The 12882-nt window shown below is 64.9% G+C and carries 12 protein-coding genes and 1 pseudogene; 8 read left to right on the top strand and 5 right to left on the bottom strand.

The window, feature by feature from the left end; translation table 11 throughout:
• Nucleotides 1-97: 97 nt before the first annotated feature.
• The 4 genes and pseudogenes from soxB (at nt 98) to P2G62_RS00530 (ending at nt 5137) form a co-directional block, all read left to right on the top strand.
• Entirely contained in the window at nt 98-1789 is a 1692-nt protein-coding gene (gene soxB, locus P2G62_RS00545) for a thiosulfohydrolase SoxB (RefSeq protein ID WP_275732899.1), read from the top strand.
• 39 nt (nt 1790-1828) lie between these two features.
• The gene (soxC, locus tag P2G62_RS00540; RefSeq protein WP_275732898.1) at nt 1829-3106 is read left to right on the top strand and encodes a sulfite dehydrogenase; all 1278 of its coding nucleotides are present in this window, start codon (nt 1829-1831) and stop codon (nt 3104-3106) included.
• A pseudogene (locus P2G62_RS00535) lies at nt 3090-3719 on the top strand (cytochrome c); the annotation flags it as partial. The gene soxC and the pseudogene P2G62_RS00535, both read left to right, overlap by 17 nt.
• Nucleotides 3720-4222: 503 nt before the next feature.
• Nucleotides 4223-5137 (top strand): magnesium transporter CorA family protein, encoded by a 915-nt coding sequence (locus P2G62_RS00530; protein ID WP_275733203.1) that lies wholly within the window; start codon nt 4223-4225, stop codon nt 5135-5137.
• A gap of 100 nt (nt 5138-5237) precedes the next feature.
• On the opposite strand, the gene P2G62_RS00525 is transcribed toward P2G62_RS00530, so the two are convergent.
• Genes P2G62_RS00525 through P2G62_RS00515 form a run of 3 tightly spaced genes read right to left on the bottom strand, consistent with a single transcriptional unit; the run spans nt 5238 to nt 6941 of the window.
• The gene (locus P2G62_RS00525; RefSeq protein WP_275732897.1) at nt 5238-5816 is read right to left on the bottom strand and encodes a TIGR02281 family clan AA aspartic protease; all 579 of its coding nucleotides are present in this window, start codon (nt 5814-5816) and stop codon (nt 5238-5240) included.
• Nucleotides 5817-5864: 48 nt separating this feature from the next.
• Nucleotides 5865-6497 (bottom strand): MarC family protein, encoded by a 633-nt coding sequence (locus P2G62_RS00520; protein ID WP_275732896.1) that lies wholly within the window; start codon nt 6495-6497, stop codon nt 5865-5867.
• A gap of 60 nt (nt 6498-6557) precedes the next feature.
• Nucleotides 6558-6941 (bottom strand): HTH domain-containing protein, encoded by a 384-nt coding sequence (locus P2G62_RS00515; RefSeq protein ID WP_275732895.1) that lies wholly within the window; start codon nt 6939-6941, stop codon nt 6558-6560.
• Between the two features lie 164 nt (nt 6942-7105).
• Between P2G62_RS00515 and tatA the strand changes: the two genes are divergently transcribed.
• Genes tatA through P2G62_RS00495 form a run of 4 tightly spaced genes read left to right on the top strand, consistent with a single transcriptional unit; the run spans nt 7106 to nt 9590 of the window.
• The gene (gene tatA / locus P2G62_RS00510) at nt 7106-7324 is read left to right on the top strand and encodes a twin-arginine translocase TatA/TatE family subunit (protein WP_275732894.1); all 219 of its coding nucleotides are present in this window, start codon (nt 7106-7108) and stop codon (nt 7322-7324) included.
• A gap of 45 nt (nt 7325-7369) precedes the next feature.
• On the top strand, nt 7370-7906 hold the full coding sequence (gene tatB / locus P2G62_RS00505) for a Sec-independent protein translocase protein TatB (protein ID WP_275732893.1): 537 nt from the start codon (nt 7370-7372) through the stop codon (nt 7904-7906).
• The gene (gene tatC, locus P2G62_RS00500) at nt 7903-8757 is read left to right on the top strand and encodes a twin-arginine translocase subunit TatC (RefSeq protein ID WP_275732892.1); all 855 of its coding nucleotides are present in this window, start codon (nt 7903-7905) and stop codon (nt 8755-8757) included. Before tatB ends, tatC begins: the two co-directional genes overlap by 4 nt.
• The gene (locus P2G62_RS00495) at nt 8754-9590 is read left to right on the top strand and encodes an ATP-binding protein (protein WP_275732890.1); all 837 of its coding nucleotides are present in this window, start codon (nt 8754-8756) and stop codon (nt 9588-9590) included. The genes tatC and P2G62_RS00495 overlap by 4 nt, the downstream gene beginning before the upstream one ends.
• 140 nt (nt 9591-9730) lie before the next feature.
• Here P2G62_RS00495 and P2G62_RS00490 read toward each other — a convergent pair whose 3' ends face one another.
• Entirely contained in the window at nt 9731-11410 is a 1680-nt protein-coding gene (locus tag P2G62_RS00490; RefSeq protein WP_275732889.1) for a putative transporter, read from the bottom strand.
• Between the two features lie 218 nt (nt 11411-11628).
• On the bottom strand, nt 11629-12837 hold the full coding sequence (locus P2G62_RS00485) for a M23 family metallopeptidase (protein WP_275732888.1): 1209 nt from the start codon (nt 12835-12837) through the stop codon (nt 11629-11631).
• Nucleotides 12838-12882: the final 45 nt, after the last annotated feature.

The following is a 12882-nucleotide window of genomic DNA, read 5'->3' as shown; positions in this document are numbered from 1 at the left end:
TCTGAACATATTCAATATTCACTATCTGTTTGAATTCGTTAGTCAATTTACGGATGCAAACCACCCCGGGCAGGCCGGGAAAAGAGGAGAAAACCATATGATTTCCCGGCGGGAGTTCATTCAGGCGAGCCTTGCGGCCTCGACCATCCTTGGCACTTCGGGCCTGTCGCGCTGGTCGCGGGCCATGGCGCAGCAATCGCTGACGCAGGACCAATTGCTGCAATTCGACGCCTTCGGCAATGTCACGCTGATCCACATCACCGACATTCACGCCCAGGCCAAGCCGATTTATTTCCGCGAACCCGAGATCAACCTCGGCGTGGGCGAGGCCAAGGGCCGTCCGCCGCATGTCGTGGGCAAAGAATTCCTCGACATGTTCAAGATCACGCCGGACAGCCCCGAGGCCTATGCGCTGACCTATGAGAACTTCACCGATCTGGCCAAATCCTATGGCAAGATGGGCGGGCTTGACCGGGTTGCGACCGTGGTCAAGTCGATCCGCGCCGAGCGCCCCGAGGCCCTGCTGCTGGATGGCGGCGACACCTGGCACGGCTCGATGACCTCGTTCAAGACCAAGGGTCAGGACATGGTCAACATTATGAACGCGCTTGGCACCGATGCGATGACCTCGCACTGGGAGTGGACCTTCGGTCAGGACCGGGTGAAGGAAATCGTCGACACGCTGCCCTTCCCCTTCCTGGGCGCGAACATCTTCGACGTGGAATGGGACGAACCCGCGTTCGAACCCTACAAGATCTTTGAAACCGGCGGCGTGCGCGTGGCGGTGATCGGTCAGGCCTTCCCCTATATGCCGATCGCCAACCCGAAATGGATGTTCCCCGATTTCAGCTTCGGCATCCGCGAAGAACGCATGCAGGCTGTCGTGGACGAGGTCCGCGCCGAGGGCGTCGATCTGGTCGTGTGCCTGTCGCACAACGGCTTCGACGTGGACCGCAAGATGATTTCCCGCGTGAAGGGCATCGACGTGATCCTGACCGGCCACACCCATGATGCGGTGCCCGAGCCGGTCGTGGTGGGCGACACGATCCTGATCGCGTCGGGCTCGAACGGCAAATTCGTCAGCCGCGTCGATCTGGACGTGCGCGATGGCCGGATGATGGGCTTCCGTCACAAGCTGATCCCGATCTTCTCGGATGTCATCACCCCCGACGCCGACATGGCCGCGCTGATCGACAACGAGCGCGCGCCCTTCAAGGCCGAGCTGGAAGAGGTCGTGGGCCAGACCGAAAGCCTGCTTTACCGTCGCGGCAACTTCAACGGCACCTGGGATGACCTGATCTGCGAAGCGATCCTGTCCGAACGCGACGCGGAAATCGCGATGAGCCCGGGCGTGCGTTGGGGCACCACGCTGCTGCCGGGTGACAACATCACCCGCGAAGACATCCACAACGCCACCTCGATGACCTATGGCCAGTGCTACCGCACCGAGATGACCGGCGAGACGATCAACATGATCCTGGAAGATGTCGCCGACAACATCTTCAACACCGACCCCTACTATCAACAGGGCGGGGACATGGTGCGCGTGGGCGGCCTTGGCTATCACATCGACGTTTCGAAACCGATCGGTGAGCGGATTTCCAACATCACGCTGCTGAAGGACGGCTCTGAAATCGACCCGGCCCGGTCGTACGTCGTGGCCGGCTGGGCCTCGGTCAACGAGGGCACCGAAGGGCCGCAGATCTGGGACGTGATCGAAAGCCACCTGAAGAAAACCGGCACCGTGAAACTGACCCCGAACGAGTCGGTGGTCGTGACCGGCGCCTGAGGAACATCCCGCAAGGGTTTGAGTTAAAAGGAGAAGACGATGGACGAGAAGGAACGCGACAGCGCGGTTTCGCTCAATCGCCGCAACTTCCTGCGCGCAGGCGCGGCCGCCGGTGCGCTGGCTGCGGGTGCAGGGGCCGCGCGGGCGCAAGAGGCCGATCCGCTGATCACCGAAGTGCAACCCTGGGCGCAGGGCTGGGGCGATGGCGTGGACGCCAACCCCTATGGCATGCCGATCGAATTTGAATCCGACGTGGTGCGCCGCAATGTCGGCTGGCTGACCGCGGATGTGATTTCCTCGATCAACTTCACGCCGATCCATGCGCTCGACGGCACGATCACCCCGCAGGGTTGCGCGTTCGAGCGCCACCACTCGGGCGCGATCGAGCTGCGCAAGGAAGACTACCGGCTGATGATCCACGGTCTGGTCGATCAGCCGCTGGTCTTCACCTACGAGGATCTGGAACGCTTCCCGCGCGTCAACCGCACCTATTTCCTGGAATGCGCCGCGAACTCGGGCATGGAATGGGCGGGCGCACAGCTGAACGGCGTGCAGTTCACCCAAGGTATGATCCACAACATGGAATATACCGGCGTGACCCTGCGCACCCTGCTGGAAGAGGCCGGCGTGAAGCCCGAAGGCAAATGGGTCTATGTCGAGGGCGCGGATGCCAGCTCGAACGGCCGCTCGATGCCGATCGAGAAAGCGCTCGATGACGTGCTGGTCGCGTTCAAGGCCAATGGCGAGGCGCTGCGCAAGGAACACGGCTATCCGGTCCGTCTGTGCGTTCCCGGCTGGGAAGGCAACATGTGGATCAAGTGGCTGCGCCGCGTCGAAGTCACGGAAGGCCCGGTCGAAAGCCGCGAGGAAACCTCGAAATACACCGACACGCTGGAAAACGGCATCTCGCGGAAATGGACCTGGGTGATGGACTGCAAGTCGGTCATCACCTCGCCCAGCCCGCAAATGCCGATCAAGCACGGCAAGGGCCCGCTGGTCATCACCGGGCTTGCCTGGTCGGGCCGTGGCGCTGTCACCGGCGTCGATGTCTCGCTCGATGGCGGCAAGACCTGGCAACCGGCGCGTCTGGCGCAGCCAGGGCAGGCGATGGCGCTGACGCGCTTCTACCTGGATATCGACTGGCAGGGCGAAGAGATGCTGCTGCAGTCGCGTGCCACCGATGACACGGGCTATGTCCAGCCGACCAAGAACCAGCTGCGCGCGGTGCGCGGCGAGAACTCGGTCTATCACAACAACGGTATCCAGACCTGGTGGGTCAAGGCGAATGGGGAGGCCGAGAATGTCGAAGTTTCGTAATCTGGTGATCGCGGCGGCGCTGGCCGCGCCCCTGGCCGCACCCGCCCATGCCGAGAAACTCGGTCTCGGGCGCCCGGCGCTGCCCGAGGAAATCGACGCCTGGAACCTGGATGTCAGCCCCGATGGCACCGGCCTGCCCGAAGGCTCGGGCTCGGTCGCCGATGGCGAGACGCTGTTTTCGGAAAACTGCGCGGTCTGCCACGGCGAATTCGCCGAAGGCGTGGACAACTGGCCGAAACTGGCCGGGGGTATGGACACGCTCGACCGCAAGGACCCGCTGAAGACCGTGGGCAGCTACTGGCCCTATCTTTCGACCGTGTGGGATTATGCGCACCGCTCGATGCCCTTCGGCAACGCGCAGACGCTCTCGGTCGACGATACCTATGCGATCGTGGCCTATATCCTCTATTCCAACGATCTGGTGGATGACGATTTCGTCCTGACGAAAGAGAACTTCCTGGACGTCGAGATGCCCAACAAGGACGGTTTCATCGTCGATGACCGCGCCGAGACGGAATATCCCGAGTTCTCGAAGCCGGCTTGCATGGAAAACTGCAAGGAGTCGGTCGAGATCACCGCGCATGCCACCGTTCTGGACGTGACGCCCGACAATCAGGACGACTGATCCCGTCAGGGATTGCCGTTCTGCCTCCCCACGCGTCCGCTTCGGCGGGCGCGTTTTTCATTCAGGGGGTGGCTTCAGATATGACAAAACGCCCCTGACCGTGGGGCGGGGCGTTGCATGGTGCGCAGGTGATCTGTCGGCAGGCGGGTGTCAGGCGCGGGCGTGTTTGCGTGCGATCAGGCGGCCGTGGATTTCGCGCGAAATGGCAATGCCGATCACTACCAGCGCGATCGTGTCGAAACTGAAAATGTCCAGAAAATCCATCTGCCCTCTCCGTCGCTGCTGAGCCCAGAGTGTGGCGGGAAATGCGGCATAAAAAAGGCGCGCCCAAGGCAATTTCGGCGCGCCTCCGGGCCCCGGCACGCAACGGGGGGCTTGACCCGCCGCGCGTGCCCGCTACCGATGGGCAAAACGCCTTGAGGGTCCGTCACATGCTTTTCGCTTTCACTTCCGGGGCCCGGGGCCTGAAACGGCTGGGGCAGGACACGCCGATGACGCCGGGCAGCGATCTGGAGCACGCGCTCTGGATCGACCTCTATCGTCCGCTCGACAGCCAGGCCGAGGCCGTGTCGCGGCTGGGGATCGAGGTGCCGACACTGGCCGACATGGAAGAGATCGAAATCTCGAACCGGCTGTATCGCGAAGAGGGTGCGGATGTGATGACCGTGGTGCTGCCCGGGCTGACACCGGACGGGGCCCATGTCGCAGGGCCGGTCAGCTTCATCCTGACGGCGCGGCGTCTGGTCACCGTGCGCCACCATGCGCCGCGCAGCTTCGAGACGTTCCCCGAACGCGCGGATCGCTCGGCTGCGGGCTGCGGCAGTGCCGAACGGGTGTTTCTGGGGCTGATCGAGGAAATTATCGCCCGTCAGGCCGACCTTCTGGAAGGTGTGGGCCGCGCGCTCGACCGGGTTTCGGCGCAGGTTCTGTCGGGGCAGGGGCTGGGGGCGCCGGAATTGCAGCTGGCGCTCGAAGATGTCGGGCGGCAGGGCGAATTGCTGGGCCGGGTGCGGCTGGCACTGCTGACGCTTGAACGGGCGCTGTCGTTTTACGACCAGACCATCACCGGCCACCCGCAGGCGAAAGAGCTGCGGATGATCGTGAAAAGCCAGATGCGCGACATCGGCTCGCTTTCGGTGCATGGCGATTTCCTGTCCTCGCGCGTGTCGCTCTCGGTCGACGCGACGCTGGGGATGATTAACCTCGCGCAGAACACCACCGTGCGGATCGTGTCGGTGGTGGCGGCGCTGTTCATGCCGCCGACGATGATCGCCTCGGTCTACGGGATGAACTTCCATTTCATGCCCGAACTCGACTGGCCCTGGGGCTACCCGCTGGCGCTCGGGTTGATGGCGGGGTCGGCGGTGGGAACCTGGGCGTTTTTCCGATGGAAGGACTGGTTGTAAGGCCGGCTGCCTCCGGCGGGAGTATTTGTGCCAAGAAGAAAGGGCTTCAGGCTTCTTCTTGGCACAAATACTCATTGCCCGGTTGAAACAGGACCCGCGCTCAGCGTTCCAGAACCATCCGGTCACGGCTGAACTCGACCCGGGCGAAGCGGGTGAGATAGGTCATCCCCATCAGCGAGGTATCCATGTCGCTGCCGTTGACCACGGCGCGCAGGTTTTCATCCTGAATCGGGCCGAGCGCGAAACTGTCGATCCGCACCGGGGCGATGCGCACGATCCCGTTGGCGGTGCGCGCCTCGCCCAGATAGGCCAGCCCGGCGGTGTCGATGCCCGCGCGCGTCGCATCGCGTTGCGTCAGCACGATGTCGGTCGCGCCGGTGTCTACGACGAAGCGCACCGGCACACCGTTCACCTCGGCTTTCAGGTAGTAATGCCCGTCCGGGGCCAGCGGCGCCTCGATCCGGCCTGCGCTGAGCACGGCTTGCGTCGGGGCGACTTCACGGCGGATGTCGGACCACAGCCCGACCGCCGCCAGCGTGCCCAGAAAGATCAGCCCCCAGAGCATCGCCTGTTGCAGCGTGCGCCCGGGGCGGCGGCGGAATTCGATCACGAAATACCCCCCCACAGCCACCAGCAGCAGGGCAAGATAGATCAGACGTGCGGCGTTTTCGGCAAGCATGGGCCTGATGTAGGGGGCGGGGGAACAAAAGCGAAGGGGCGGAATGTCTCAGGCGGCGGAAAGTGTCGCAAAAATTCCCGCGCCACGCAGCCCGTCCAGAATGAACTGGATCGCCAGTGCCGCCAGCAGCATGCCCAGAAGGCGCGTGACCACCATCGTGCCGGTCCGGCCGAGCGCACGTTCCAGCGGCGTGGCCAGCAGGAACAGCGCGAAGACGCAGCCCAGAACCGCCAGCATTACCAGATGGATCAGCGCGATATGGGTCGCATCCGCCCCCGGCGCGCCCGCCAGCAGGATCATCGTAGCCATCGCACCCGGGCCCGCGATCAGGGGCGTGGCCAGCGGAAACACCGACGGGTCATGTTCGGGTTCGGCATGCTGGCCTTCGCGCCGTTCGGTGCGGCGTTCGAACAGCATGTCCAGCGCGGTCAGGAACAGCAGCACGCCGCCCGCGATGCGGAAAGCGGGCATCGAGATGCCGATGCCCAGCAGGATCTTGTCGCCAAACAGGCCGAACAGCGTCAGCAACCCCGCGCCGATCGCCACCGCACGCACCCCGACCATTAGCCGGGCCCGCGCGCTCATGCCCTGGGTCAGGGCAATGAACAGCGGCGCCAGCCCGATCGGGTCGACGACCACGAAAAGCGTGACAAAGGCAGTGATATATTCGGCGGTCGGCATCCGGGCTCCTTTCATGCGACCCTAGCGCGGGTCGCGCGCCGGGGCCAGAGGGGGCATGTGTCAGCCGTCGCGTGCCGCAGGGGCAGCGGGCATGGGGTCGGGCGGCGCGGGCTCGGGCAGGGCGGCGCGGATCTTGGCGGCCAGGCTCTGGGCGCCGGCCGCGATCCGGGTGTCGGCATGGGCTTGCGCCAGCCGCAACAGATGTTCGAGGGCCGCGATCTCTTCGGGGTTCAGCACCAGGGGCGGCAGCGCCACCGCCCGGCGCAGCATGTAGCCCACGCCGCGCTGGCCCACGACCGGCACGCCGAATTCCGACAGCACCGACATGTCGCGCCAGATCGTGCGCTCGGACACGCCCAGTTCGGCGGCCAGATCGGCCGCGCGCAGCATGGCGCCGCCGCGCATCATCTCGATCAGTTTTTGCAGACGTTCGGTGCGGGTCATGGCCCGGGTCTAGCATGGCGCGGCGCAACTGACAAATAACTGTCAGTAATCTGCGCTCCGGCCTGCCTGCGCGCCGGATTCGGGCTTTGATTGCCGTCTCGCTGCCCCTAAAACCGAAGGCCAGACAACGGGCGCGGCACGGGCCGCCCCATGAGGAGAAGACTATGCTCAACAATATCGGCCTTCCCGGCCTTCTTCTGATTGCGGTGGTGGTTCTGGTGCTGTTCGGCCGCGGCAAGATTTCCTCGCTGATGGGCGAGGTCGGCAAGGGCATCACCGCCTTCAAGAAAGGCGTGAAAGACGGCACCCAGGAGATCGAGGATGCCACCGTCACCGACGTGACGCCCGCCAACGATCCGGCCAAAGACAAAGACAAGGTCTGAGCCTTTCGCCCCCGGGCGTGACAGGCGCAGGAGGCCTTACATCCCATGTTCGATATCGGTTGGAGCGAGCTTCTGCTGATCGGCGTCGTGGCGCTGATCGTCGTGGGGCCCAAGGATTTGCCCGGCATGTTCCACACGTTGGGGCGGCTGACGGCGCGTGCGAAATCCATGGCACGCGAGTTTTCGCGTGCGATGGAGGATGCCGCCAAGGACACCGGGCTGGATGCGACGGCCACGGATCTCAAGAACCTGACCTCGAAAAAATCGCTTGGGCTCGATGCGCTGGAAAAAGCCACCGAGAAATTCGAGAAATGGGAGCCGAATCTGCCCGGCACGATGAAGATGCCCGAGCCGTTCACGCCCCCCGACCCGGCGGTGGCGACCGAGGACGAGCTGGCCCCCGAACCCGCGGCGCCCAAGGCCGCGGCCAAGACGGCCAAGCCCAAGGCGCCCGCCAAGGCCACGGCCGACAAACCGGCGGCGAAACCCAAGGCCGCGGCCAAGCCGAAGGCGGCCAAGGCCGCCGATCCGGCAAAACCCAAGACAAGCCGCAAAACCGCTGCCAAGAAGGGTGACGCATGAGCACCGACGAGATCCACGACACCGCCGCGCCCCTGATCGAACATCTGGCCGAGTTGCGCACCCGGATTCTTTATGCGCTGGCGGCCTTTGTCGTGGCGATGGTGATCTGCTATGCGCTCTGGCAGCCGGTGTTCAACTTTCTGACGCAGCCGATCTGTCACGCGCTGGCGGAGCGGGGCCAGCAATGCGGGCTGTATCTGATCAAGCTGCAAGAAGGCTTCTTCGTTGCGATCAGCATCTCGTTTCTGGGTGGCTTCGCGCTGTCCTTCCCGGTGATCGGCTATCAGCTGTGGCGGTTTGTGGCGCCGGGGCTGTATAAATCCGAAAAGAACGCGTTCCTGCCGTTCCTCGTTGCCTCGCCGGTGATGTTCTTTCTGGGCGCGGCCTTTGCCTATTACGTCATCCTGCCGCTGGCCTTCGCCTTCTTTCTGGGGTTCCAGCAAGGCGGGCTGGATGCGGCCAATGGCGCCAACGAGATGGCCGCGATCGGGTTCCAGGGCTCGGTTCAGGAATATCTGTCGCTGACGATCAAATTCGTGATGGCCTTCGGCATCTGCTTCCAGCTGCCGGTTCTGCTGTCGCTGATGGGCAAGGCGGGGCTGGTGTCGTCCCGCGGGTTGAGCAGCGTGCGCAAATATGCGGTTGTGGTGATCCTGATCGTCGCCGCCGTCGCCACCCCCCCCGATGTGGTCAGCCAGGTGATCCTGTTCACGGTGGTTTACGGGCTTTATGAAGTGTCGATCCAGCTGGTGAAACGCATCGAAAAGACCCGCGAAGCCCGGATGCGTGCCGAGGGCACCTGGATCGACGACGAGGATTTCGAAGATGACGAGGGCGAAGGCAAGGCATGAGTGATCCGCTGATCCGCATTGCCGCCGCGCTGGAGCGGCTGGCACCCGCGCCGGCACCGGCCCCGGATTTCACCGCCGCCGATGCCTTCCTGTGGCACACCGCCCCCGACCGGCTGGAGCCGGTGTCGCGGGTGAACCGGGTCGATCTGGCGCAGCTGGTGGGGATCGACCGGGCGCGCGACACGCTCTTGGCCAATACGCTGCAATTCGCGCGTGGGGCAGCGGCGAACAATGCGCTGCTGTGGGGCGCGCGCGGCATGGGGAAATCCTCGTTGGTCAAGGCTGTGCATGCGGCGGTCATCGAACAGGGACTGGCGCTGAAGCTGGTGGAACTCGCGCGCGAGGATCTGCCCTCGGTCGGGCGGTTGCTGGCGCATCTGCGTGCCTCGGATCAGCGCTTCGTGCTCTATTGCGACGACCTCAGCTTCAGCCATGACGACCAGCATTACAAATCGCTCAAGGCGGTGCTGGATGGCGGGATCGAGGGGCGGCCCGAGAACGTGATCTTCTACGCCACTTCGAACCGGCGCCACCTGATGCCGCGCGACATGATCGAGAATGAACGTTCGACCGCGATCAACCCCTCCGAGGCGGTCGAGGAGAAGGTCTCGCTCTCGGATCGCTTCGGGCTGTGGCTGGGCTTCCATCCCTGCGATCAGGATCAGTTTCTGGCGATGATCGCGGGCTATTGCGCGGCCTATGGCATCAAGATCGCGCCCGAAACCCTGCGCGCCGAGGCGATCGAATGGCAGGCCACGCGCGGCGCGCGTTCGGGCCGGGTGGCGTGGCAGTATTTCACCGATCTGGCGGGGCGGCGCGGCATCGCGCTGTAACCGATGCGGCGCCGTTTGCGGGGCTGAATCCGAGTATTTTTGCCAAGAAGAAGCCCGTGAAGAAGCCTGTGCGATCTTGCGCTTCTTCTTGGCCCAAATACTCCGGGGGAGGCGCGCCTGCGCGCCGGGGGCAGCGCCCCCTACATCAGCAGCAAAACTAGGATCTGCGGCGCCAGAATCCGCATGCACATCACCAGCGGATAGACCGAGGCATAGCCGATGCTTTGCGCGGCCGAGGGTGACATCGCATTGGCGAAGGCCAGCGCCGGCGGATCGGTCATCGACCCCGCAAGCACGCCGCTCAGGCTCAGGTAGTTCACCTTGAACACCATGCGCGCGACGAAGCCCACGATCAGCAGCGGCAGCAGGGTGATCAGCACCGCATAGCCCATCCACCTGAAGCCGTCGCCATGGATCAGCGTATCGACGAACTGATCGCCGGCCTTGAGGCCGACGGCGGCCAGGAACAGCACGATGCCCAGCTCGCGCAGTGCATGGTTCGCGACCGGCGGCATGAACCAGACGAAGGGGCCGAAATCGCCCAGCCGCGCCAGCAGGATCGCCACCACCAGCGGGCCACCGGCGAGCCCGAGTTTCAGCGGCGCGGGCAGGCCGGGGATCAGGATCGGGATCGAGCCGAGCAGGATGCCCAGCACGATGCCGATGAAGACGGCGGAGAACTGCACCTCGTCTAGATGGCGGCGCTGATCGCCAAACAGGCTGCGCGCGGCGGCCACATCGTTGGCGGTGCCGACCACGGTCAGGATGTCGCCGAATTGCAGCGCCAGACCGCCCTGCGCAGGCAGCTGCGTGCCCGCCCGCGACACGCGCGAGATGGTGACGCCGCGCGCTTCCAGCCCGAAATCGCGAATCCGGTGGCCGAGCGCGCGTTTCTCGGTCACGGCGATGCGCTCCCAGACTAGATTGGTGCCCTTGGTCGTGGTCAGCGCGACATCGACCTGCTCTCCCAGGATCAGCATCATGTTGTGAAGAAGCGGTGCGGGGCCGACCAGATGCACAACATCGCCAATCGCGATCGGCGTTTCGCGGACCGGGTGGATCAGATCATCGCCCTTGCGCATCCGCGACACCACCACGCCCTTGTCGAACAGGTCAGGCACCTCGCCCAGGGTCAGCCCCGCCAGATTGGGGTTCTTCACCCGCACGTTCATCACCGGCAGCTCGGCGTCGCCCTGTTTGCGGCTGTGTTCGAAGGCGGTCTCTTCCTCGGCGATGTTGACCCGCAGAACCGCGCGGATCAGCAGCATCGAAATCAGAATGCCGACAATGCCGAAGGGGTAGGCGACGGCATAGCCCAGACTGGGCAGGGCCATCGACGCCCCGTCGGCGCCGATGTCCTTGAGCACCTGTGTCGCCGCGCCAAGGCCCGGTGTATTGGTCACTGCGCCCGACATCAGCCCGACCAGCGCGGGCAACGGAATGTCGGTGGCGAAATGCAGCGCCACAGTGATCAGAACGCCCAGCGTGACGATGGCGGCCGCGATCAGGTTCAGTTGCAGCCCGGATTTCTGCAATGTCGCAAAAAAACCGGGGCCGACCTGAATGCCGATGGTGAAGACGAAGATGATCAGCCCGAATTCCCGGACGAATTCGATCGTGGCGTGGTCAAACCCGATTCCGGCCGTTCCCGCCAGATGGCCCACGAAGATGCCCGCAAACAACACGCCACCGATGCCCAGGCCGACGCCCCGCACCTGCAACCCGCCCAGCCACAGCCCCAGCGACCCCGCCAATGACAGTGCTGCGGTTGCAAGCGCTACGTCGGGCAGCCCATGCAGAAAGGCGAGAATCGGCTCCATGGCGCTAGTCTTTCCCAGAGGCGTTAAACAATTGAAAATGCGGGCGTGGGGGAAGCCTGCACCCATGGCGGGGGCGGGTCAACGGGCGGGCGCAAATTTCGCTGCGCTGCGGCAGGAAACCCGGGTGCCCGGGGCGTGCCGGGCGTCGGCTGCGCAGAAATTCAGCAGGGCCGGGAGTGGCGCAGGGCCGGGCGCGCCTGCGCGCGCGCGCAACCGGGTTATTCCAGATAGGGCATCGGATCGACGCTGTCATAGCCCTGGCGCACCTCGAAATGCACGAAGCCCGGCTCGCTTGCACGGACCTTCGCGATGCTTTGGCCGCGTTTCACGCTGTCGCCCTTGGCCACGCTCAGCGCGTCGATATTGGCATAGACCGTCAGCAGGCCGTTGGCATGGCGCAGCACCAGGATCGGCACCTGATCGGTGTTCTTGGTGATCGCGGCCACGGTTCCGGCCTCGGCGGCGGCGACCGTGGTGCCGGGGGCGGCGGCAATATCCACGCCGTCGTTCTTGCCCTTCACATAGGGCCGGATGATCGCGCCCGAGACCGGCATCTGCAGCCTGGACTTGCCCGAGGCGGCGGTGCGCGAGGCGCCCAGATCGGGGGCGGCCGATTTGTCGACCGGGGTCGAGGCCTTCACCGGGTTTTCGGCAGGCAGCGGCTTGGCGGCCGAGGGGGGCGTCGGCGTGGGGCTGCCCTGACCAGGCTGCGTCTCGACGGTTTTCGGGGGTTTGCCTGCCGCGGTCGGGATCAGCAGATACTGCCCCTCGCGCACGCTCAGATCGGCCGAAAGACCGTTCCATTCTGCCAGCGATTTCACCGGCACGTTGTAATAGCGCGCGATCGAATAGGCGGTCTCGCCGCGGGCGACCTTGTGCTTGGTCGGTTCCGTCCCCGGGGTGGCCTTGACGGCGGGTGCGGGCGTGGCCGGAGCGGTGGTTGTGGCCTTGGGCGTGCCCGCCTCGGCGCGGTCGATGGCGCTTGAGGCCAGCGAGGTGATGTCGATCTTCTCGCTCCCGAGCGCGGTGGGCGTGCTGGCCGCAGGCTCCGCAACGCGGCGCGGAAGCGCCAGCAACTCGCCCTTGTTCAGGGTCGCATTCGGTTGCACGGCATTATAGCGCGCCAGTTCCACCGGATCGACGCCGATGCGGTTGGCGACGCTGGTCACCGTATCGCCGCGATTGGCCACGGCGACCTGATAATTGGGGTAAGAGATGATCCCGCGCGCGTCGGGTTTGGGCCGGTCGGCGGTCGCCTGACGCGCGGCCTCGGTGGTGTCCAGTCCGATCTGGCCGAAGTTGCGCAGATCCGCGTCGAACTGCCCGTTCGGGTCACAGGCGGCCAGCGCGCCCAGGGCACAGCCAGCGAGCATCAGGCGGCGTGCGCGCGGCAAAAGGCAGGGCAGGGCGGAGGGGTGCTTTGTCATCGGCTCAGTCCTCATTCTTGGTCGTGGCCCCTGTTGCCGGGGCCT

The sequence above is a fragment of the Paenirhodobacter sp. CAU 1674 genome (assembly GCF_029222945.1).
Lineage (GTDB): Bacteria > Pseudomonadota > Alphaproteobacteria > Rhodobacterales > Rhodobacteraceae > Rhodobacter.
This window is presented reverse-complemented; position numbering and strand designations above follow the sequence as displayed.